Source organism: Sphingomonas sp. IC-11 (assembly GCF_021043365.1).
Taxonomy (GTDB): domain Bacteria; phylum Pseudomonadota; class Alphaproteobacteria; order Sphingomonadales; family Sphingomonadaceae; genus Sphingomonas.
Map to the genome: position 1 here is coordinate 815,879 of NZ_JAJNDU010000001.1, position 22,194 is coordinate 838,072.

Here is a 22,194-nt window from a genome sequence, read left to right on the forward strand (position 1 = left end):
GCGCCGGACGAGCGGCAGCATCATCTGATCACATGCCTAAGCTAATCACGATCATGTTGGAAGATTGTTCCTCCTCCACAAAGCACCGCCGGAGCTGGGACACTGCGGCGAGCGTCTCCTAGCTCAGGAGGAGCCCTGATCAGCTCTCGCTCAGAGTGGCAGTATCGAGTCCGAAGGGGCAGGGGTTGGCGTGTTTGGGTGGCCACGCCAATGTGCCGCGAAGTCCGCGATTGCCGAGGTGAGCGAGCCGAGTGAGGCGACGTGGCGGCTGCCGAGGCCCGATCGCGCCGGGCGGGGAGCGGCCCATCCGAAAACGGCCCCGGGCACACCCTCGATCATCGCAGGATCGCGGTTGATGGCACGCGCGATCTCCCGCGCGAAGTCCGCCCAGGACAGGCAGGTGTCGTTTGCCAGATGCCGGATCCCGCTTTCACCGTCGATGGCGAGGTCGAGAATGGCCTGCGCCAGCGCGGGGACGTAGGCGGGGGATACATATTGATCGGCGGCAGCCTGGAAGTGCTTGCCGGCGCTAAGGGTTTGCGTGACCGCGTGCGCAAAATTATACCGATCGAACGGAGAGAAGAAAGCGGCGGTGCGGATCACCAACGGGCGAAATCCGCGCTCAAGTGCCCCGTGTTCCATGGCCAGCTTGCTGCGCCCATAAGCGTTCAGGGGCGAGGGCGTGTCGTCTTCGTAATAGATCGGCCCGTCAGTTCCATCGAAGACGAGATCCGTCGAGATGGATACCACGGGTATCTGGCGGCTGGCGCACGCCTCCACGAGGCGTACGGCCGCCGCGGCGTTGATCGCGCTGCAGGCTTCCTCTTCATGTTCCGCGTCGTCCACGCGCACCCAACCCGCGGCATTAATGACCACCCATGGAGCGAAGCGATCAAGCGCCGCGTCCACCGAGGCGGGATGAAGCAGGTCGCAATCATCCCGGCTGCAGAGCCGGAAGCTGATGCCGCGGGACTGACAAGCCCGGCCGAGTGCCTGGCCCAATGTCCCGGTCGCACCGCAGATCAACACAGGCCGTGCGCGGCCGGCCCTGGCCTCTACATAGCTGGCGATCGCAGACACCCGGGGCGCCCGAGGGAAAATCATTCGTTCGCCGCGTTGCCACCAGCCGGGTTGCTCCGCCACATCATGGGTGCCCGCCTCTGCGAGCATCTGCCAGTGGCGCGCCAACGCCGTATGCCGGGGATGGCCGCTGGAAAGGTCGAACAATCCTGGTTCGTAGGAGCCGGGGCTAGTCACCAGCGTGTCCCAGTCGTGCGAACCCATCAGAGACCATGCCGTCACCGCGCGCACGTCCACGCCGGCCTTTTTGCTATCGTGAGCGGCGTTCCAGGCCGCCTTTGCCCATCGTAACTGCTCCTCCCGGGTGCAGCCGATATGTACCTCCGTCAGCGCAAGCGGCAGGGTGTAGCGCGTCCATGCCTCCCGCAAAGCTGCGGCGAAAGGTTCGGGTGCGGGATCGAGCGTCCGTACTGCCGGGACGTCCGCGAGGGCCTGGTTGCCGTTCGTCCCATGTGCATCGCGGGGGTACAGTTGAACGCGGTGGTCAAGGAATCGATCGCTTGTCGGGTAGTGGTTGATCCCGATGATGTCGGGCGGACAGGGGTCATCGGCGATGATCCGCAGCCGTTCTCCAAGGCCCATGGCGCACAATCGGTGCCAGAGCGGATGTCCTGCGACTATCCTGCCACAAAGCAGATCCCAACCGGCCCAGCGACGTTGATTGTCGAAGGCTGCCTGGTCGGCGAGCGGCGCAGTTGCCCATGTCCGCCCCAGATCATCGGTCTGGATCAATCGCGCGGCCGGATTAACCTCGCGGATCGCGCGCATCGACAGGCGGGTCGCGTCCACCTGGTTCAGAAGCGCCTGCCAGAACGAGCGTTCGTCCCGAGCATGCGGGTACCAATGTCCGTACAGCGCGGAAAAGCGGGCGGTTGTCACTGGCTCGTTGACCGGCGTCCAGTCATCGATCCACGGATAACGCTCTGCCGCTGCCCGAGCGTGCCGGGCAAGACCCGGTGCGAAGTTCTGGTCCAGCAGATCCGTGTAGCGCGGTCCGCTGCCGTGGTGAACAAGCCCTGCGATGATGCGCAGGTTCAGTCGTTGCAGGTGTGACACCCTTTCGTCGCACCAAGCCCAGTCGGCGAGATCAGCGGAGTGGGGCGATATGCGCTCCCACAGCAGGGGGTAACGGATCGCTTGAAAACCGAGATCAGCGATAATCTCGAGATCACCGATCCTGTCGTGATGGCCAGATCGCTGAAGTTGATCGTGGAAGCTGTCGCCGACCCGATTGACGGTACACTCCACCCCGCACCAGCGCTCGATTCCGGGCACGACTGCTCTCCGCCTGTCGGAACAAATTAAAGCGCCTGCCGACGAAAGTTGTTGCACTTGTGCGCGGACAAATCGTCATAACCTAGATCAGAGCGTGATTGTTTTACGGAACAGCCGGGTTGGTTCGTGACTTGCCTCTTAGAGAACAAAGAGAGAGGCGGCTATGCACGGGACGGGAGAGGCAAGCAGGACCGACGTCGATCTGGGGCAGCAGGGCGGTTCTGGCGCCACGCTGATCTGTTTCAGCCACCTGCGCTGGCGATTTGTATTTCAGCGTCCTCAGCATCTCATGTCGCGGTTTTCTGCCTCTTACCAGGTGATATTCTGGGAGGAGCCGATCTATCCGGACGGTTGTGAAGCCCCGAGGGTGAGTATCGATCAGGACGACGTGAATCAGGTCCGAGTAATTACACCTGAACTCCCCCGCGGTCTTTCCGCCAGCGAGGAAGAGACAGCGGTGCGCTCTCTCCTCGATCAGCAACTTGCCGCCCTGCCACCGGTGGCGGTGCGATGGTACTACACGCCCATGATGCTGCCGTTTTCGGCGCACGTGCCGGCTGAATGCATCGTTTACGACTGCATGGACGAGCTGTCGGCTTTCAAGAACCCGCCACAGGGCTTGCTGGACCGGGAGCGCGAATTACTCGCGGCTGCAGACGTCGTGTTTACCGGTGGCTCCAGCCTCTACGAGGCAAAAAAGGATCGGCACGACAACGTCCATGCCTTTCCTTCCAGCATCGATGTCGCTCACTTCGAATCGGCGCGAAAGGGCGTCATCGAGCCCAGCGACCAAGCGGATATTGCCGGGCCGAAGCTCGGTTTTTGCGGCGTTGTCGATGAACGGATGGACATCGATCTGCTTGCTGCACTTGCCGACGCAAGGGACGATTGGTCCATTGTGATCATCGGGCCAGTCGTGAAGATCGATCCTGCCTCACTTCCCAAGCGCGACAATCTCCATTTTCTGGGCGCCCGCGATTACGCTGATCTGCCAGCCTATATGAGCGGGTGGAGCGCGGCGCTGATGCCGTTCGCGCTTAACGAAGCCACCCGGTTCATCAGCCCCACCAAGACACCGGAATATCTGGCCGCGGGCCTGCCGGTCATTTCCACCCGGATCGTCGATGTCGCCCGGCACTATGGCGCTCTAGAGGCTGTCCAGATTGCTGATACGGCTGAGCAATTCGTCCAGGCGTGCGAAAGGGCGATCGCAAAGCACAACGACATCTCATGGCGCGCCGCGGCAGACGAGCAGCTCGCGCGCGGTTCCTGGGCGAGCACCGCACTGAGCATGGCGGCGCTGATCGCGGTGGAGCGGGCGACGCACTCCAATATCGAACCGATTGTCTCCCCGACGCGCTGGCCGGCTCCCCAGTCACACCACGACGTGATGGTGGTGGGAGCCGGCTTTGCCGGCGCCGTTATGGCGGAGCGGCTGGCGGACGCCGGCTTCAAGGTGCTGGTGGTTGATCGCAGGCCCCACATCGCCGGCAACGCCTATGATCGGCGCGACGCGGCGGGTTTGCTGATCCATCAATATGGGCCGCACATCTTCCACACGAACTCAGATGATGTGTTCGCTTACCTTTCGCGTTTCACGGCGTGGCGGCCGTATGAGCACCGCGTGCTTGCGGACGTCAGTGGCAAGCTGGTGCCGATGCCGATCAATCGCACGACGCTGAACATCCTGTATGATGCCGGGCTGGCGAGCGAGGATGATGTCGAGGCATTTCTGGCTGATCGGGCGGAGCCGATCACGCCCATCCGCAGTTCGGCGGATGTCGTCATCTCGCGCGTCGGCCGAGAGCTCTACGAGACGTTCTTCCGCGGCTATACGCGCAAACAATGGGGGCTTGATCCCAGCGAACTCGACAAGTCGGTAACGGCGCGCGTGCCGACGCGGGCCAGTATAGATGATCGGTACTTCACGGATACGCATCAGGCGATGCCGGCTGAGGGGTATACGCGCATGTTCGAGAAGATGCTCGATCACCCCAACATCGAGTTACTGCTTGGGGTGGACTTCAGCCAGGTGCGCAGCGGCTATCCCCACGATCATCTGGTGTTCACCGGGCCGATTGACGAATATTTCGGTTACCGGCTCGGCCGGCTTCCGTACAGGTCATTGCATTTCCGGCACGAGACGCTTGATCGCGAATGGCTGCAACCGGTCGCCGTCGTGAACTACCCCGATGAACAAGTGCCTTTTACGCGCGTGACCGAGTACAAGCACCTGACCGGGGACAGCTCGCCGGTGACGAGCATAACTTACGAATATCCAGCCTCGGAGGGGGATCCCTATTATCCCATTCCGCGCGAAGAGAACCAAGCGCTGTTCAAGCGATACGAAGCACTGGCCATCGCGGAGGAGAATGTCACCTTCGTCGGCCGCCTCGCGACCTACCGCTATTACAATATGGATCAGGTCGTGGGGCAGGCACTCGCGACGGCGCGGCGGCTTATCCCGCGGCTTCAGGTGGCAGGCATCGAACCATCGGTCGGTACAGCAGCTGCGGCGGCGGCCTGAAGGAGGAGAGCATGGCGAGAGATCCTGCAAAGCCAGGGCCGCGAGACGGATCGGGTCCACTCGTGTGGATTGTCGGCGGTGTTTGCGCGGCGTTGATCCTGCTGGTGCTCAAGCTGAGCCTCGCGCCGGGTGAGCATGACCAAGCGGTGATTTACGTCATCGTGGGCGGCGTTGCCGGCTTCCTCATTCACTTTCTGCGTCGCCGGGGTGCGGCGCGGCCATGATCAGGCAAGAGGAGCAAGACCATGTCTCAGAAAGGCGCAGGCGGTAACCCCGGAGCGATCACCAGCAAAGGTGGCGATCCGGGATCGGGCGCGAAGAGCAAGAGCACCGGCGGCAAGGGCGGAGGTGGCCGATCCGGCGGGAGCAAAGGTGGCGGCGGCGGGAATAGCGGCGGCGGCTCTTCGGGCGGCAGCAAGTCTTGAGGACGAGCGCTTTTTAGGATCGCGGCGGATCTACGCCGGCCTGCAGCTGATCATCCCCGCCCGAGGAGCAGCGAGGGCCGGCGAAGTTCTCGCCGCGTGACGGCAGGGCGAGGATGCCGTCAACGCTAGGGCGCCTGCGGCCCTGGACGGAGAGCATGTCGCGGTAACCGCGAGGACATGTGTGCGGTGAATGAGCGCCAAATCGCGATGGACTGAGCAGACAGCCTTTCTCCTGCGGGCTCCGGCCCTTAGCAGGTGCGCAAAGGGAGTTTCATGTCTGCTTTGTTCGTCCGCCGGCTCGGCGCATTTGCCCTCACGAGCCTGATCGCCGCCTGCGTTCCTGCGGCACCGCCGGTCTCCACGCCCGTCCCGCCGCCCGTGCGGCAGCCGACTCCCCAGCAAATTCCGCCGCGGCCGATGTCAATTCGGCCACAGCCGCCTGCGGCGCTCCTCAATGCTGTTCAGGCACTCGGGCGCAGCTTCAACGGGGACGTCGGCATCTCCATTCGCGACGTGGACGAAGGCTGGACGGTCGCATGGGTTGGCGACAAGCGGCGCCCGCAACAGAGCGTCAGCAAGTTGTGGGTCGGCATCGCCGTGATGGATGCGGTGGACAAGGGGCGAATAAGCCTTGGTGACCCGGTGACAGTGCGTCGGTCGGATCTGACGTTGTTCCACCAGCCGATCCGACCGCTTGTTGGCAAAGATGGCTATCGTACGACCATTGGCGAGTTGCTGAACGGTGCCATGACCCGCAGTGACAATACGGCAAACGATGTATTGCTCTGGCGCGTCGGCGGACCGGATGCCGTCCGGAGAATTTTGGCCGAAAAAGGTGTCGCGGGAGTAACATTCGGCCCAGGTGAGCGCCTGCTTCAGGCCCGAACGGCCGGTCTGACCTGGCGCCCAGAATGGGCAGGGGGATGGGGCTTTTTGCAGGCCCGCGCGGCGATGACCTACGAGGCGCGCCGCCGCGCACTCGACCGCTATCTCGCCGATCCCGAGGACGGCGCTTCTGCCAATGGCGTCACCTTGGGAGTGGCGCTGCTGGCACAAGGCAAGCTGCTCAGTGCTGCGTCGACGGAGAAGCTGCTGTCGCTGATGCGGGCCAGCAAGACCGGCGCCTTGCGGTTGAAGTCCGGTCTGCGGCCCGGCTGGAGCCTTGCTCACAAGACGGGCACCGGTCAGGATCTCGGGAATCTGTCGACCGGTTATAATGACGTAGGCCTGATCGTCGCGCCGGATGGCCACCGCTATGCCGTCGCGGTCATGATCGCGAGCACGCGGCAGCCGATCCCGGCGAGGATGCGGCTGATGGGCGACGTTTCGCGGGCGCTCGTGGCGGCTCATCAGGAGATGGCGGACTGACCCGCGGCAGCACCGCCGGAGCGGGTCAGATCAGGCTCACCCCCTGGCGGGCTTGTTCCGCGGCGTGCCTGGGCGGGTGAGCCACTTCAGTCCGCCGGCCGCGGCCATGAAGGTGATGCCAAGCGCGGTCTTGTCCCGCTTGCCCATCATGGTCAGTCCGAGCGTCGCAAAAAGTGAGGGGAGCAGGCCTACCTTGCCGATCGTGCCGATCCGCAAGGCGCGGGCGAGATTGCGGCTGAGGGCAAGCTCGCTTCTGGCGGTGCCGGTGACTGGGTGCTTGTCTTCCGCGACCCCGCTCCCCCTCAAGCCGGAGGTAGGTTCGTCACCCGTTTGCGGTCCTCCGGCGACGGTATCGGCGGCATAGGCGCCGCGCGTGCCCATTGGCTGTTCGCTGCCCGTGGTCGTGTCTCGAGCGGTCTGGCGTTCCAACTCGCAATTGAACTCGGCCCCCAGAAGCAGGACGTAGGCCGAAAGATACAGCCACGTCAGCAACACCACGGCCGCGCCGAGCGAGCCATAAGTGGCGTCATAGCTGCCGAAGTTGGCGACGTAGATGCCGAAGCCGATGGTCATGAGCAACCAGGACAGGGACGCGAGAGCCGAACCGGGGGTCAACCATACCCATTTGGCGCCGTCCCGGTTGGGGGCGAACCGATATAGCGTTGCGGCAGCGGCGGCGCCGACCGCTGCCATGATCAGATAGGAGAGGATTTTACCCAGGATCAGCAACGGGGCCGGCAGCGATGGGAACAGATGTTCCAGCGAACTCATCGCTGCGATCGCGACAACGGCCAGGATGGCGCTCACGACGGCGCCCGCCGTGATCGCAAGTGCGATCAGGTTCAGCTTTATGAAGCTGCGGGTTTCTTCCTCATCATAAGCGATGTTGAGCGCCGTGATGATCGCCGATGCGCCCTTCATCGCCCCGTAAAGGGCAATCGCGAGCGCGATCAGCAGGCCGAACCCCTTCTTGCCGTCCGAGGTGGAAACCACATTGGCCAATTGTTCGCCGATCAGCCTGGCCGCGTCCGCTGGCATGAGCGTCGTGAGCGAACGAACATTGTCCATCACCGTCTCAGGCGTGGCAACGAGACCATAGCTGAGCACGATCGCGCCCAGCATCGGCACCATGGCAAGCACGCCGCAGAATGCGACGCCGGACGCCACGAGGCTGATGTTGTCCTGCCCCGCCTCTTTCCAGCTGCGCAGCGCGACATCCTTCCAGCCACGCGGCGGAATTGCCCATGGACTTGCCGCGTCACGGCCGCGCTCTGACGGAACCGTCGCTGGGCTAGTCGTTGCCATCGTTCCTCCGGATCATCGTTCCTATCGAACATGTTCGGGCGGATGACGTTCCAATGAAACCATTGTGAAGCACTGGTAGGCAGCGGCAACCACGCGCTCATCCGGCGCGTTCCTGCCGTATGCTGGGCAAGCGATACGATCATTCGCAGCCGGCGCTGAAAGCCGCGATCATGCCGGCTTGGGAGAATGCCATGACCAAGAATTTCAAGGCCGGCGACCATGTGAAATGGGATACGCCGCAAGGGGAAACTTCCGGCAAGGTGGTGCGCAAGGAGACAAGCAGCACGAAGGCCGGCGGCCATGTTGCCAAAGCAACCAAGGACGAACCGCAGTTTCGCGTGAAGAGCGACAAATCCGGCAAGGAGGCTGTTCACAAGCCGGAAGCGCTGAAGAAGGCGTAGCCTTTCCGACGATCCCCGGCCACCGTTCGTGACGCAGGCCGGCGGCGCCCGCGCCTCAAAGCCGGACGCCGCTGTGCGGGTTCAGGCGGGCAGCATGGTTCCCGTTTCCATGAACCGCTGATGCCAGGACAGCGCTTCGCCCGGCAGCGAGGCGGCATGAAGGCCGTACGCGCCGCCCTGTGCCCGTGCAGCATAATCCGCGAGCAACGGCCGGTAGCTGGGATGGGCGCAACGCTCGATCACAACGGCGGCTCGCTGCCGCGGGCTGAGGCCGCGAAGATCGGCTAGCCCCTGTTCAGTGACGATCACCTGAACGTCCTGCATGATGTGATCGACATGGCTCGCCTGCGGCACAATGGCAGAGATGCGGCCGCCCTTCGCCGTGGAAGGAGTCATGAAGATCGAAACATAGGCGTTACGCGCGAAGTCACCCGAGCCGCCAATCCCGTTCTGTATCCGTGAGCCCATCACCAGCGTGGAATTGACGTTGCCGTAGATGTCGGCTTCGATCAGTCCATTCATCGCGATACAGCCGAGCCGGCGAACGAGCTCCGGATGGTTGCTGATCTCCTGAGGGCGCAGGATCATCCGGCTGGCGTAGGACGACATGTTCGCGTTCAGGCGATCGGCCGCCGACGGGCTGAGCGAGAAAGCGGTGGCCGATGCCATGCGCAGCTTTCCGGCGTCGAGCAGATCCAGCATGCCGTCCTGGATCACTTCGGTGAACGCGGTCATCGGTTCGAAAGGGGCGTCGACGAGACCGGAAAGCACCGCATTGGCGATGTTGCCCACGCCTGACTGAATAGGGAGCAGCGAGGCTGGCAAGCGGCCGCGCTTCACCTCATGGTCGAGGAAGTCGATGATGTGGCCGGCGATCGCCAGGGCCGTCTCATCAGGGGCAGCGAACGGCAGGTTGCGATCGGGTGCGTCCGTTTCGACGATCGCGACAATCTTCTCCGGATCGCACGCGAGATAAGGCGTGCCGATGCGGTCGTCGGGACGGACAAGCGGGATGGGAACACGCTCCGGGGGCAATCGGGTGCCGTAATAGATGTCGTGCGCGCCCTCGAGCGCCGCATTCTGCCAGCGATTGACCTCCAGGATCACGCGCTTTGCGCGATCCAGCCATGTCTTGTTGTTGCCGACGGACGAGGAGGGGATAAGCGATCCGTCTGGCCGGATGCCGGTGATCTCGATAACGGCTGTGTCGAGCGTGCCGATGACGCCCTCCCAAGCCATGGGCGCGACCTGGCTGAGGTGCATGTCGAGATAATCAATCTCGCCCCGGTTGATCTTCTCGCGCGCAACCGGATCAGAGGAATAGGGCAGTCGTTGAGCGATGCCGTCCACCGCCGCGAGGGCGCCGTCCAGCTCCGGCCCCGTCGATGCGCCGGTCCACAGATTGATACGGAACGGCCGCCCTTGGGCGCGCTCCGCCGCCATGCGCCGTGCGAGCGCTTGTGGCACGGCCTTCGGATAGCCTGATCCGGTGAAACCGCTCATGCCCACCGTGTCGCCGGGTTGAATGAGAGCTGCGGCTGTATCGGCATCAGTGATGCGGGAGCGGAGAGCGGCGGATGCGATACGGTCGGACACACGAGACTCGTTTGTTGTGGTAGGCAACGACTGCTGCCCTTTCCCCCCATCGGGCCGAGTTGTCGAGGAAAGAGCGCCGGGTGCCGCCAATGGCGCGGCAAGTTATTTTGCAGAACGGGCTTGGTTGCGGGGGAACGCCGGCGTTGTCGGCGCGTCGGGCGTTGGGGACTACGTTCGATCGGGAGACGGTGGATGGGTGATTTTGATGCCTCGCGGCGAGGCCTGCTGGGCGGCGCCGTGCTGGGCCTGGCGGCGGCCTCAACATCCGCCACAGCACAGGGAAGCGAAGCGGGTGGGACACCGCGCAGCGGCGGTCTGCGCGATCCCCGGACCCGGTTCCGGCGTGAGCCCTTCCCGGAACAGCGGCAGCCATGGCCGGCACTCGCCAGCAAGATGAACCCACGGCCGGACCACGGCGAAACGACCTATCGCGGATCAGGAAAGCTGAACGGCCGCCGCGCGCTGATCACCGGTGGAGATAGCGGAATAGGCCGTGCCGCGGCGATCGCCTTTGCCAGAGAAGGCGCAGACGTCGCGATCAACTATCATCCCTCCGAGGAGCCCGACGCACGCGAGGTGAAGGCCCTGATCGAACAGGCAGGCCGCAAGGCTGTCCTGCTTCCCGCCGATATCCGCACGCAGAAGGCGTGCGAGGATACCGTGCGCAAGGCCATCGCGGGGCTGGAAGGATTGGACATCCTGGTCAACAATGCTGCCTATCAGCAGAGCAAGGCTGATATCATGGAGATAACGGACGAACAGTTCGTGCGGACGTACGAGACGAACGTCTACCATGTGTTCCGGTTCAGCAAGGCCGCGATCCCGTCGCTGCCGCCGGGCGCCGTGATCATCAACACGGTGTCGGTAAATTCCTATGACCCGGGGGAAGAGCTGATCGATTATGCGTCCACCAAGGCAGCGATCCTGAACCTGACCAAAGGAATGGCAAAGCAGCTGGCCAAGAAGGGGATCCGGGTGAATGCCGTGTCGCCCGGACCGGTATGGACACCGCTACAGGTCGCTGGCGGGCAATTGCCGGGCAAAATGGGTGAGTTCGGACAGGACACGCCATTGGGACGTGCGGGTCAGCCGGCCGAGCTTGCCTCCCTCTATGTGACGCTGGCCGCCGATGACGCAAGCTTCTCGACCGGTACGGTGGTGGGTGCCCATGGCGGCAAGGGAAACCCCTGACCAGCAGACGGCGGCGCTATGCGAGTAGGGCCGCCAACCTGTCCAGCCGGGCGGACGGGTCTTCCAATGCTTCCTTGAGCAGCAAGCGCCCATCCTTCTCGATCAAGCCGTCGATCTGCGACGCCTCCGAGCCACCGCTGCGCGGCGTCAGCGCCATTGCGGCGGGACCCGCGTCGATCCGGGCGATGTTGAGCGCCCGCGCGCGCTCCCGCACGCGTGCGATCGACATGAGAAGAAGCGCTTCCTCGGGCAGCTCGCCAAACCGGTCCTCCAGCTCTGCTTCAAAGGCATCGAGCTCCGCATCGCTACGCAGGCGCCCGAGACGAGCATAAAGGGTGATGCGCAGATCCTCTTCCGGGATCCATTCCGCTGAAAGCCGTCCTTCGATGCCCAGTTGCAACTCTGGCGTCCAGCGCTCCACCGTCTCCCCCCGCTCCGTGCGAAGCGCATCTTCCAGCAACTGCTGATAGAGTTCGACGCCGATCAACCGCATGTGACCAGCCTGGGTATCGCCAAGCAGGTCTCCGGCCCCGCGCATGTCGAGATCACGTGCGCTGATCGCAAAACCTGCGCCCAGCCGGTCAAACGCCTCCAGCGTACGAAGCCTCTTCAAAGTGCGCGGCGAGATGGCATCATCAGCTTCGGTGAACAGCAATACCTGCCCGCGCCGATGCCCGCGGCCTACCCGTCCACGAAGCTGATGAAGCTGCGACAGGCCGAAGCGATCGGCGTGAATGATCGCCATGGTGTTCGCGCGCGGCACGTCGAGGCCGGCTTCGATGATGTTGGTGGCTAGCAACACGTCTCCGTCGCCGCGGCCGAAGCGCACCATTGTCTCGTCGATCTCGGCAGCGGGCATCTTGCCATGGGCTTGCAGCAGCTCGAGCTCTGGCACGAGCTTGGTGAGTTGTTCCGCCAACGGCTGCATGTCCGAAATTCGGGGAACGACTACGAAGCTCTGGCCGCCACGGGCGCGTTCACGAAGCAAGGCGCTCCTCAGGGTAGCGGGCGCGAAGGTCGAAACCGCCGTGCGGATCGGCTGGCGACGGGCCGGCGGCGTGGCGATCACCGACAATTGCCGCAACCCTACCAGCGCCGATTGCAGCGTACGGGGGATCGGCGTTGCGGATAGCGTGAGGAGGTGTCCGGCGGAGAGATCCTGCAGCTTCTTCTTGTCGGCTGCACCGAACCGCTGCTCTTCATCGATGATGACCAGCGCGAGGTCCTTGTACTTCACGCCCTTGCCCGCGACGGCGCCGGTGCCGATCACAACCTGAACGCTGCCATCGGCGAGCGCGGCCTTCACGCGCTTCTTCTCCGCATCGCTGGACAGACGCGACAGGCCGGCGACGTTGATGCCAGTGCCTTCGAATCGCTCGGTGAAGCTCTCCAGATGCTGCCGTGCGAGGACGGTGGTGGGCGCTGCCAAGGCGACTTGCTTGCCGGAGAGAGCCGCGATGGCGGCCGCGCGCAAGGCGACTTCCGTTTTGCCAAAACCGACATCACCGATAACCAAGCGGTCCATCGGCTTCCCGGAAGCAAGGTCGCTTCGAACGGCCTCAATAGCAGCAAGCTGATCGGCCGTCTCGGAGAAGGGGAAACCGGCAGCGAACCGCTCATAGGCGGCTGGCGTCGGGTCCAGCACCGGCGCGGTGCGTGCCTCGCGCTCTGCGGCAAGCTGCGTGAGCTGACGCGCAGTTTCGGCAATCGCCTCAGCGATCTCGCCGCGGCGCTCCAGCCAGGTCCGACCGTCCAGGGTGTCGAGCGTCACCGCATCATCTTCCGCGCCGTAGCGCCACAGGCGATCCGCCTCGGCAACCGGCACCAGACGGACGGCGTCCTTGGCGTAGGTGAGCTTGATCGTGTCCCCGCCGCTGCCATCCACACTCGGCAGAGGCTCAATCCCGGCAACCACGCCGATGCCGTGATCTTCATGGATGACCGTGTCGCCAACGCGGATTTCGGCCGTCTGCACGAACGACAGATCGACCCGGTGAGCGGCGCCATCTTCACGCTCCGCGCGGCTGCCGAGCAGATCGGCCGCGGCAACCGCCAATATGCCGTCGCGGCGAAAACCGCGGTCTGCCGGCGCGGCGAGCGTGAGGAACGTGCCTTCGGGTGCCTCCAGCACCGTCTGCCAACTCTCTGCAGATTGCGCCGCGAGGTCCAACCGCTTTTCGATGCGGCGCGTCAGGAACCGCAGATCGCGCTCGCTGCCCAACAAGACGAGCCGTTCACCGTTTGCGAGCGCCTGTTTCGCGACCTTCGCGAAGGCAGCCAAGGGGGCACGTTGCTCGACAAAACGGGCGGGCGGCGCTGCTTCCTGACCGAGAGGCTGCGTTTCGCGACCCGTAAGCGCTTTGGACCAGGCGTTGTCGTCGACGATGTCGCGGGCTGCGCGACGGCTACCCCGCCGTCCCGCATCGTGGCTAAGGGCGAGAAGGCGACGGCGACGTTCGTCAGCCCGGTCGGTGATGGCGAGCACCGCGTCAGGCAGATGGTCGATCAAGGTGACGCGGTTGTCGTCGAGCGCCGGTTCGGCGACGCGGCCGAGTTCGTGCGCTTCGACGTCCTCCATGCTGCGCTGATCAGACGGATCGTAGAAGCGGAGGCTTGCGATCTTGCCATCCGCCACCTCGATGCGGAGCGGCGCCTCGACGTCGGCTGGGAACACATCCAGCACTTGGCCCCGCAGCGCCACTTCGCCGGGTTCATCCACGCGCTCGTCAGTGACGTAGCCAAGACCGAGAAGTTCCTCGTTCAACTGGGCAAGGTCGCACGCCCCGCCAACCGTCACGGATGGAGGTTCGGCATCGAAGGCTGCTGGCGGGGGATAGGCGCGAGCCAGCGCTTCTCCAGATGTTACCAGCGCAATTTGGGCACCGTCGTCGGCGCCACTGTTCCGGCGAATAGCTCGAAGCGCCGAAACGCGCTGGCCGACATTGGCGGGGGAGGGAGGAGCTTCGTCGCCGGGTAGCGCGTCGGTGCCGGGGCAGAACAGAACATCCGCGCCAGGCATCATGGCAGCTAACGTTCGTGCCAGGGCCAAGGCACGAGTTTCGTCGGCGACGGCCACGATCACATCGCGCGACGCGAGTAGGGGGGCGACCCCGGCTGCGGTTTCCGCAATGCTCATCGGCGAGGGCGGCAGTTCGCCAAACGGCGGCAAGGCGGCACGTTCCGCATCAGGAGATCGGGACATTCAGGAGCAAGATCCACTATGATGAGGCCGGTCGAACGGGCGGCACGCCACTGCGTTCCCGCGGGCGCGGCTTTGCCAGGAGATCGCTCATCGATACGGGCGCAAAATCATTGGCATCGACGCCCACGTCGAACTGGCGGCGCATAGGGGCCAGCCGGCCATGGCTATGCCCATGGAGATTGATGACGCCGCGGTGCTGGCCGTTCCACGAGCGAAAGGGATAGTGACACAGAACGAGGCGATGTCCGTCGACCTCCAGTTCCGCATAGTCGGCCGTGCTTGCCCAGTGCCTGGCGGCGACCGTACCATCAGGATCGTTGTTGCCGCGGATGAGATGCTTGGTGCCGTTCAAGGCGGCGAGCAAAGCCGGAACATCTGATGCTCGCCGCGCAACATCGCCGAGGTGCCAGACAGTATCGCCCGGCTCGACAACAGCGTTCCAGCGCTGGATGAGCGCAGCGTCCATATCAGCGACGCTGCTGAAGGGGCGCCGCCAGATGTTGATCGTGCGATGGTCGCCGAAGTGGGTGTCGGCGGTGAAGAAGATCGTCATGTCCAGTAGAGGATCCGCGCTGACGGAAGGACGCGAGCGATGTTATCCTCGAAGAACGTGCGCAGCATCCGCATCGTCTCGGTATCATAGACCTGCTTTTCCCCGCCGAACTTCGTGCGCTTTGTGGTCCGGTGGCGGTAGCTCATGTCGAGCCCTGCGCCCGGGTACCAGCTTTCCAGGATCGCCTTCGATCCCGGCGTGAAGCGGTGAGTGATCAATTCGACCGTCAGATCGAGCGATCCTGTATCGCCGAGAGCGGCAGCGGCCTGCTCGATGAGCGTGCCGTACGCCTCCTCCCAGCCTTCCGCTGCAATGATGGGCGCAATCGTGAGACCCACGGCATAGCCGGCGCGCGCCATCCGGCCGAGTGCCGCCAGCCGGGCAGCAACCGGCGCCGTGCCCCCTTCGAAGCGCGCGAAGGCGGCGGGATTGATCGACGCGCGCATTCGGGTGCGGCCACCGTGATCGAGCGCCAGTAACGCCTCGACGTCGGCGAACTTGGTGGTGAAGCGGAGTTGCGCTGGCGCTTCCCAGCGCCCGAACCAGCGGATCGCAGCGGAGAGCGACCCGGTCAGCGGCTCCAGTGCAAGGGGGTCAGTATAGCAGGATGCTTCATAGGTGGTCCCTTCATGCGCCCTGAAACGACTGCGTGACGTGACGGTGCCTTGTCCGAGATAGGCTGGCACCCCTTCGAGTATCTCGTCCACGTTGGCGTACACACGCGTGATCGGCGGCCCCTTCAACGAGCCCGCAAGATAGCAATAGCTGCAATGCGCCGGGCAGCCTTCTGCCAGGTCCACACGCCAGTCGGCACTGGGAGCGATGGGCTGAAGGCGGCGCTTCGATGGCGGCGCCACCACCACCGCGAGGGTCGCCTTTGCCTCCGTGTAGGCGCGCCGGGGATCGGGCGCCAAATCGAGGTTCAGTCGATCACCGGCGAGTTCGACGATTGGGACGCCGAAGCTGGATGCCCGTTCCATGATCGCGCGTGCATGGTCGAACTGTCGTGCCGAGCGAGTGACAAGAAGCCGGTGAGGGCGCCATCCGGGACGGCCGCGCGGTTCGACTGAGGCAGCGGCAAGCGAGTCCATCATCGGCAAACGAGCGATCGGCTGACAGGTTCAGGGCGGGCGCGTTTGCGCGATTGCGCACCTATCGCGGAACTTCGCCAAGCCGTGTCGCTTAAACACGCTGGATTGGCGGCTATCCGGTGTTAGGATCCGGCAACAAAGAGGAGAGACCGATGGCGCGGACCGCAGAAAAGCGTGGCAAAGACGAAACCAAGGCGGCGGAAAAGAAGGTGAAGGCCACCGGGAAGCCTGCCGGCGGTGCTCGCGGCGGCATCACGGCTCCGGTGACGCCCTCCCCTGAACTGGCCGAAATCGTCGGCAAGAACGACCTGCCCCGCAGCGAAGTCGTCAGCAAGGTGTGGGATTACATCAAGAAAAACGATCTGCAGGACGCCAAGGACCGCCGCCAGATCAACGCGGACGACAAGCTGGAGAAGATCTTCGGCAAGAAATCCGTGACTATGTTCGAGATGAACAAGCACCTCAGCAAGCACCTGTCCGCCAAGAAGGACTGAACGCCCGGATCGGCATCGCGCTTGATGAAACGCACCGTCAGTGCGGGGCGCGATCTCGACCACCGGTCATCTGCGTCACGTCATCCGACGCTACGTTCGGCCGGTGGCCAAGTTCGATGTCAGCCGGTGCGTACGGTCGGCAGGTTCCGGATAGGAAAGTTCACTGATCGCGCGATGAAGCACATGGCGTGCGCTTTATCGTGAAGGGCCACGGCGAGCTCGGGATCTGATCCGGCGGCGATGGTGACGCACGGACGCAGGGTGACGCTCTCGAACTGACCCGCCCCACCGGCCTCCTCGACCATCAGGCCCTCGGGCTGATCCGTGTAGCCCTGAACGATCACGCCAGCCTCTGCGCAGAGGCCAAGGTACCAGAGCTTGTGACAGGCCGCGATTGACGCAACGAGCAACTCCTCCGGATTCCAGCATGTTGGGTCTCCGCGGAAGCTGGGATCTGATGATCCGTTGATCGGTGGCTTGGCCCCGGCGGATATCCGGTGTTCTCGCCCGTACCCGGACAAGGTGCGTGTGCCCTCACCGCGGTTGCCGGTCCATTCCAGGTTAAGCACATAGCGGTGGATCTTCACCTCAGGCCCTCCTGTATGCAGTTCGCATGGAGATGGTCCAACTCTATCAGCCTTCGCGGCGGCGAAAAGGTTCACCGCGCCTGGTAAGCTCAGACGCGAAGTCCATGCAGAATGACGTCGATCACGGAGTGAGCGAAATCGCGCTCGAACTCAGGGCCATTCAGCTTCTCGCCCATGATGTTCGCGAAGACCACGCGTGACGAGAACAGGTAATTACACGCGCCGACAATCATGTAGTAGATATGGTCAGGATCGATCGGGCGCAGCTGTCCGGCTGCGATGCCGTCCTCTACAATCCGTCGCTGCGCGTCGATCAGCGGCGTGACGAAGCTCGTCTTGATCTGCTCCGAAGCCTCCGTGCGGGACTCCCGCAACAGGTGATTGAGCAAGCCGACAAGATACGGATAGCGGCTATAGGTCCGGGCAATCCCGTTGATGTGAAGCTTGAGCTTGGAAAGTGGATCGAGCTCGAGGGTGTTCAGCGCCTCCAATTGGGCGAGCGAACGCGCCGTGTCCCGCTCCACCAGCGCCAGCAGCAGCCCTTCCTTGCCGCCGAAATAATATTTGACCAACGGCGCAGTGACGCCGGCCCGACGAGCGATGGCATGCAGCGACACATCGGGCGTGCCGAGTTCGATCATCAGATCGCTGGCTGCCTGCAGCAGGAGATCGCGGGCCAGTGGCGCGGCGCGGCCGGAACCGGTCAACGCAAGCTCAGTGCTTTCCTGCTGAGCATGAACGAGCTTGCTCACGCGGCACTTCCACCGGGGCCGACCTTGAGCTCGGCGCGGATTGCTGCCCCGTCAGCATCAAGGGCCGGGGCGCGGCGAAGCGCCGGGCGAGGTACACCGAAGTCGATGGGGGATGCGGGCACCCTGATCGTTTCTCCGGCCTCGTCGGCAACGTCAACATAGCAGCCGGCGGCGTTCGCCTGTGCATCCTGTGTTGCCTGCGCCACGGACAGGACGGGAGAGAAGACCAGCTTCTCCCTTGTCAAAACGGCACGCGCTTCCTCCCAGGTCATTTGCCCAAAGGCTTCGTCCAGTAGCGCCACTACTTCCGCCGCATTGGTACGACGGGCGCGGATGGAGTTGAAGCGGGGATCATCGACCAGATCAGTCCGGCCGATCGCGGCGGCGAAGCGTGGCCAGTCATCCGCCCCTTGCCGAGGGACGGCGACGAACCACTGGTCATCGGAGGTCTTGAAGAAATTGTTGAGCGGATTTTGCGCCTGGGCACGAGGGCGAGGGGACGCGAGCTTGCCGAGCTGCAACTGAACCGAATGTTCGCTGCTCGCGGCATAGATGCCCATGCGGAGCAGCGAGGTTTCGATCTTCTGACCCTCACCAGTCCGCTCGCGGTGGAACAGGGCGGCCATGATCCCGGCGGCGAGCCCCATGGCGGACATGTGATCACCGATGCCCGTGCGCAACTGGGCTGGATCGCCGCCCTTCACCGTGGTCAGCCAGCAAAGCCCTGATCGTGCCCAAAAGGCGGTGATGTCGAAGCCCGGCTTGTCCGCATCCACGCCCACTGGGCCATATCCGGTGAAGTTCGCGAAGATCAGATCCGGCTTGATGGCGCGAAGTTGCTCCCACGAAATGCCGAGCCGCTCCAGGCTTTGCGGTCGCGTATTCGTGACAAACACGTCGGCGGTGGCAAGCAGGCGGCGCAACACCTCTGCGTCGTCCGGAGTGGACAAGTCGAGAACAATCGAGCGTTTGCCGCGATTGTCGTTCTCGAAAACGCGGTTCTCGGCATCGTCACGGCCGACCGACGCATAGAAAGTGCGGATCGGATCGCCCCCGGGCGCCTCCACCTTGATCACCTCCGCGCCCCAATCCGCCAGTAAAGCGGCCGCGCCGGGCCCAGCGACATAGGTGGCCAGCTCCACCACCCGAATGCCTTGCAACACTATCCGTCTCCCCGATCAGCCGCGACCATCTGCCCCAACAAAGGCGTGCCGCGTGTTTAACTGTTCTCGTAACCCGCCAATTTACGATCGTTCAAGGGGAGCGGTGGACCCGATGCGACGGGACAAGGCGCGGCGGCGCGACGGACTGAGCGGGATGCAGGAAGTGGACGTTCGTCGTTCCAGCATTGCGAGTTACGGGGTGGCAGCGCGCCACTCGGGCGCGCTGCGGGCCTGTCGATCAGTTCGGCGTCTGGCCGGTCACCGTGCCGGCCTGCCCTGAGGGTGGCACAGGCGGGGTTGCGGAGCGGGCATCGCTCACCGCTTCGTCATACCAGCCGGCCAGATCGCGCTTCATCTGACGCAGCGCGTCCGGGTTCAGATACGTCATATGCCCGGCGGGATAGTAGGTGTACGTCAGGTTCGCTTGAAGCGCCGCCTCCAGCATCATGTGGCCAAGATCGTTCTCGGTGCCGAAGAAGGGCGTGGCCATGTCGTAATAGCCGTTCAGCGAAAGCACCTTGAGATACGGATTGGTACGCATCGCGGCGGCGAGATCGATCGCGGTATTAGGATTGTTCTGGCTGCCATAGCCGCCACCCGGTGCCTTATGCGCCCAGTTCCACTTCCAACCGGCGCCGTCGCGGGCCGACAAGCGGTACGGCAGGTCGGTCTTGTAGCCGAGCGTCGAGTGCACATAGTCCTGGAACGAGGCAATGTACGCGCCTGATACCGCGTCCGACGACGCATCGGTTTCGGGGCGCTCACCCGCCGCATCGGTGTCCACGCCGAGGTAACGAGAATCGAACCGGCCGACCGTGCGGTTTGACCCGCGCAGCAATTCCTTCTGAAAGCGCGGAAGATCGATCCGCAGGTTTGCCCGCTTGATGAAGTCGGGGCTGAGCCCGGTCAGCTGGCTCATCTGCTCGGCAACCTGATCGCGCTCCTGCGGAGAGATCAGCTGGCCCTTGGCGAGCGCGGCCATGTACGGCCCGGTGGCAAAGGCGCGCGCCTGAGCGACAATCGTGGCGACGTCTGCCGGGCGGTTCTGCAGGCGATTATGATACCAGGCAGTCGCGGCGTAGCTGGGCAGATAATTGATATAGACCTGGTCCAGACCCGGCTGGCGATAGCCGTAGTTCATGATCGAGCTGAGCAGCATCACGCCGTTCAGCGCCATGCCGCGGTCCTGCAGCTGATAAGCCAGAGCGCCAGCGCGCAGCGTGCCGTAGCTTTCGCCCAGGATGAACTTGGGACTCATCCAGCGGCCGTATTTGGTCACGTAGCGCATGATCGCGCGGGCGAAAACGTCGACGTCCTCGTCCACGCCATAGAAGTCGCCCGGCTTCGCATCACCCAGGGGGCGCGAATAGCCCGAGCCGATCGCGTCGAGGAAGACGAGGTCGGTCTTGTCGAGCAGCGAATCCGGGTTCGGCCCGACATCATAGGGCGCGGGGCGCACGAACTCAGGGCTGGTGGTGCGAATGCGGACGGGCGCGAACGATCCCATGCGGAGCCAGAAGGAGGGCGAGCCCGGACCACCGTTGAACAGGAACGTGATCGGCCGCTTCGTGCCCGGCTTCGTCCCGTCCAGCGTATAGGCGGTGTAGAACATCGAGGCGGTCGGCTTCCCCTCGTTGTCACGCGTTGTCAGCGTGCCGGCCGATGCGACGTAATTGTAGCGCTTGCCGTTGATCGTGACGCTGTCGCGGGTGCGAGTCTCGGTCTCTTCGATCGGCGCCTTGGCCCAGGCAGCTTCCGCCTCGGCCTTCACCGCCTCGGCGTGCGTGCGTGCGGGCGGCTGCTTAGCGTCAGGCTTTTCCTGGGCGGCGAGGGGGGCGGAAAGCGCGGAGCTGGCGATGAGCGCGAGAAGGAAGTGCTTGGTCACGAACAACTCATTTTTGCGGGAGATAGGACATCATGTTTGACCTGTTCCCGCTCACGCGCAACCGCTCAGGTGACCAAGGCACATTCGTATTTGTTTTAGCGCCCAGAACCTCCGGCAATACCGGCGTCGAACAGCCGCGCGATCTCACCCGATGACAGGCCGAGGGTTTCGGCGAGCACCTGTTCGCTGTGCTGGCCGTTGCGCGGCGCGGGAGCGGGTGGGCGGCGTTCCTCGCCCGGCAGCGTGGCGAAGGCACCGACCGCGGGATAGCGCGTGCCGCTGGGATCGTCGGCGGTGCCGAAGATCGGGTTTTCGGTGACGAGGCGGGGATCGCGCACCGCATCGGCCATGGTGCCGTAGGCGGAGTGGACGATGCCGCCGGCGTCGAAGGCGGCGGCTAGATCGGCATGATCGCGCGCGGCGATCGCAGCCTCGAACAGCGGAAACAGCGCATCGCGGTGGGTGAAGCGCAGGCCATCGTCATTTGCGAAGCTGACGCCGCGTTCCGCCTCGACGCGCGCGATCGCGTCGCGGAGGTTCAGCGCTGCAATGAGGTTCGCCCACTGGCGATGGGTGACGACGACAAGCATCGTCCGCTTTCCATCGCGCGTCGTGAAATCGCGCCCGAACAGGCCGAAGACGGTGTTGCCCAGGCGCGGGCGGTCAGCGCCGGTGTCCATCACCTCGGCGATACCGCCGAGATTGGCGACGGTGCCGATTGCGACGTCCGACAAGGGCACGCGGATCTCGCCACCTTCGCCGGTGGCGTCGCGGCGGCGCAGCGCGGCCATCAGCGCGAAGGCAGCATAGGCGCCGGTCAGCAGATCCCAGGCGGGGAGGACGTGGTTTACCGGGTCCGGACCCGGCCCGGTCAGCATCGGATAGCCGACCGCGTTGTTGACGGTATAGTCAAGCGCCGGGCTGCCGTCGGGCCAGCCCATCACGCGCACGGTGATGAGATCGGGGCGGCCCTGCGCCAGCGTCTCATGGGCGAGGAAGCCCTTTACCGGAAAGTTCGTGACGAACTGCCCGGTCGCGCGGACCAGCGCCTGCAGCAATTCGCGCCCCTCCGGCCGGCCGAGATCGAGCGCGAGGCTCTTCTTGGCGCGGTTGAGGTTCTCCCAATAGAGTGAGTCGCCCTTCTGCGTGACCGGCCAGCGGCGGAAATCAGGGCCGCCGCCGATCTGGTCCACGCGGATCACCTCCGCCCCCATCTGCGCGAGATAGAGCCCGGCGGTGGGCGAGGCGACGAAGGACGACGCCTCGATCACGGTCAGGCCGGGGAGGAGGTTGTACATC

At 64.1% G+C, this 22,194-nt stretch carries 17 protein-coding genes; 6 read left to right on the top strand and 11 right to left on the bottom strand.

Annotation, left to right across the window (positions count from 1 at the left end):
* Positions 1–150: 150 nt before the first annotated feature.
* Positions 151–2,355 (bottom strand): family 1 glycosylhydrolase, encoded by a 2,205-nt coding sequence (locus LQ954_RS16210; protein WP_231022070.1) that lies wholly within the window; start codon positions 2,353–2,355, stop codon positions 151–153.
* Between the two features lie 388 nt (positions 2,356–2,743).
* Here LQ954_RS16210 and glf point away from each other — a divergent pair, with 388 nt between their 5' ends.
* From glf to LQ954_RS03900, 3 genes are all read left to right on the top strand, one after another.
* Positions 2,744–4,882 carry a UDP-galactopyranose mutase gene (gene glf / locus LQ954_RS03890; RefSeq protein ID WP_231022071.1) on the top strand — a complete coding sequence of 713 codons (2,139 nt, stop codon included), beginning with the start codon at positions 2,744–2,746 and terminating at the stop codon, positions 4,880–4,882.
* 11 nt (positions 4,883–4,893) lie between these two features.
* The gene (locus LQ954_RS03895; RefSeq protein WP_227770762.1) at positions 4,894–5,106 is read left to right on the top strand and encodes a hypothetical protein; all 213 of its coding nucleotides are present in this window, start codon (positions 4,894–4,896) and stop codon (positions 5,104–5,106) included.
* 474 nt (positions 5,107–5,580) lie between these two features.
* A complete protein-coding gene (locus tag LQ954_RS03900) occupies positions 5,581–6,675 on the top strand; it encodes a serine hydrolase (RefSeq protein WP_231022072.1) in 1,095 nt (364 codons plus the stop codon).
* Between the two features lie 36 nt (positions 6,676–6,711).
* On the opposite strand, the gene LQ954_RS03905 is transcribed toward LQ954_RS03900, so the two are convergent.
* Positions 6,712–7,980, bottom strand: a complete 1,269-nt coding sequence (locus LQ954_RS03905; protein ID WP_231022073.1) for a YihY/virulence factor BrkB family protein — start codon at positions 7,978–7,980, stop codon at positions 6,712–6,714.
* A 191-nt stretch (positions 7,981–8,171) separates the two neighbouring features.
* Between LQ954_RS03905 and LQ954_RS03910 the strand changes: the two genes are divergently transcribed.
* On the top strand, positions 8,172–8,381 hold the full coding sequence (locus LQ954_RS03910) for a DUF2945 domain-containing protein (RefSeq protein ID WP_231022074.1): 210 nt from the start codon (positions 8,172–8,174) through the stop codon (positions 8,379–8,381).
* 81 nt (positions 8,382–8,462) lie between these two features.
* On the opposite strand, the gene LQ954_RS03915 is transcribed toward LQ954_RS03910, so the two are convergent.
* Entirely contained in the window at positions 8,463–9,977 is a 1,515-nt protein-coding gene (locus tag LQ954_RS03915) for an acetyl-CoA hydrolase/transferase family protein (protein WP_231022075.1), read from the bottom strand.
* A gap of 192 nt (positions 9,978–10,169) precedes the next feature.
* On the opposite strand from LQ954_RS03915, the gene LQ954_RS03920 reads away from it, so the two are divergent.
* Positions 10,170–11,168, top strand: a complete 999-nt coding sequence (locus LQ954_RS03920) for an SDR family oxidoreductase (RefSeq protein ID WP_231022076.1) — start codon at positions 10,170–10,172, stop codon at positions 11,166–11,168.
* A 16-nt stretch (positions 11,169–11,184) separates the two neighbouring features.
* Here the strand turns inward: LQ954_RS03920 and LQ954_RS03925 are convergent, their stop codons facing one another.
* From LQ954_RS03925 to LQ954_RS03935, 3 genes are all read right to left on the bottom strand, one after another.
* Positions 11,185–14,304, bottom strand: a complete 3,120-nt coding sequence (locus tag LQ954_RS03925) for a helicase-related protein (RefSeq protein WP_231022715.1) — start codon at positions 14,302–14,304, stop codon at positions 11,185–11,187.
* Positions 14,305–14,386: 82 nt separating this feature from the next.
* Entirely contained in the window at positions 14,387–14,923 is a 537-nt protein-coding gene (locus tag LQ954_RS03930; RefSeq protein WP_227770756.1) for a metallophosphoesterase family protein, read from the bottom strand.
* Entirely contained in the window at positions 14,920–16,017 is a 1,098-nt protein-coding gene (locus tag LQ954_RS03935) for an SPL family radical SAM protein (RefSeq protein WP_231022077.1), read from the bottom strand. Before LQ954_RS03935 ends, LQ954_RS03930 begins: the two co-directional genes overlap by 4 nt.
* A 149-nt stretch (positions 16,018–16,166) precedes the next feature.
* Between LQ954_RS03935 and LQ954_RS03940 the strand changes: the two genes are divergently transcribed.
* The gene (locus LQ954_RS03940) at positions 16,167–16,508 is read left to right on the top strand and encodes an SWIB/MDM2 domain-containing protein (RefSeq protein ID WP_415837082.1); all 342 of its coding nucleotides are present in this window, start codon (positions 16,167–16,169) and stop codon (positions 16,506–16,508) included.
* 119 nt (positions 16,509–16,627) lie between these two features.
* On the opposite strand, the gene LQ954_RS03945 is transcribed toward LQ954_RS03940, so the two are convergent.
* The 5 genes from LQ954_RS03945 to LQ954_RS03965 form a co-directional block, all read right to left on the bottom strand.
* A complete protein-coding gene (locus LQ954_RS03945) occupies positions 16,628–17,095 on the bottom strand; it encodes an OsmC family protein (protein ID WP_231022078.1) in 468 nt (155 codons plus the stop codon).
* Between the two features lie 89 nt (positions 17,096–17,184).
* On the bottom strand, positions 17,185–17,847 hold the full coding sequence (locus tag LQ954_RS03950) for a TetR family transcriptional regulator (protein ID WP_231022079.1): 663 nt from the start codon (positions 17,845–17,847) through the stop codon (positions 17,185–17,187).
* Entirely contained in the window at positions 17,844–19,010 is a 1,167-nt protein-coding gene (locus LQ954_RS03955) for a CaiB/BaiF CoA transferase family protein (RefSeq protein ID WP_231022080.1), read from the bottom strand. The genes LQ954_RS03950 and LQ954_RS03955 overlap by 4 nt, the downstream gene beginning before the upstream one ends.
* A gap of 238 nt (positions 19,011–19,248) precedes the next feature.
* Positions 19,249–20,895 carry a S10 family peptidase gene (locus tag LQ954_RS03960; RefSeq protein WP_231022081.1) on the bottom strand — a complete coding sequence of 549 codons (1,647 nt, stop codon included), beginning with the start codon at positions 20,893–20,895 and terminating at the stop codon, positions 19,249–19,251.
* Between the two features lie 95 nt (positions 20,896–20,990).
* On the bottom strand, positions 20,991–22,193 hold the full coding sequence (locus tag LQ954_RS03965) for a CoA transferase (protein WP_231022082.1): 1,203 nt from the start codon (positions 22,191–22,193) through the stop codon (positions 20,991–20,993).
* Position 22,194 lies beyond the last annotated feature (1 nt).

Coding starts and splice junctions, on each gene's coding strand:
- LQ954_RS03895 (WP_227770762.1), top strand. CDS start 4,894: ATGGCGAGAGATCCTGCAAAGCCAGGGCCGCGAGACGGATCGGGTCCA.
- LQ954_RS03900 (WP_231022072.1), top strand. CDS start 5,581: ATGTCTGCTTTGTTCGTCCGCCGGCTCGGCGCATTTGCCCTCACGAGC.
- LQ954_RS03905 (WP_231022073.1), bottom strand. CDS start 7,980: ATGGCAACGACTAGCCCAGCGACGGTTCCGTCAGAGCGCGGCCGTGAC.
- LQ954_RS03910 (WP_231022074.1), top strand. CDS start 8,172: ATGACCAAGAATTTCAAGGCCGGCGACCATGTGAAATGGGATACGCCG.
- LQ954_RS03920 (WP_231022076.1), top strand. CDS start 10,170: ATGGGTGATTTTGATGCCTCGCGGCGAGGCCTGCTGGGCGGCGCCGTG.
- LQ954_RS03925 (WP_231022715.1), bottom strand. CDS start 14,304: ATGAGCATTGCGGAAACCGCAGCCGGGGTCGCCCCCCTACTCGCGTCG.
- LQ954_RS03930 (WP_227770756.1), bottom strand. CDS start 14,923: ATGACGATCTTCTTCACCGCCGACACCCACTTCGGCGACCATCGCACG.
- LQ954_RS03935 (WP_231022077.1), bottom strand. CDS start 16,017: ATGATGGACTCGCTTGCCGCTGCCTCAGTCGAACCGCGCGGCCGTCCC.
- LQ954_RS03940 (WP_415837082.1), top strand. CDS start 16,167: ATGGCGCGGACCGCAGAAAAGCGTGGCAAAGACGAAACCAAGGCGGCG.
- LQ954_RS03965 (WP_231022082.1), bottom strand. CDS start 22,193: ATGTACAACCTCCTCCCCGGCCTGACCGTGATCGAGGCGTCGTCCTTC.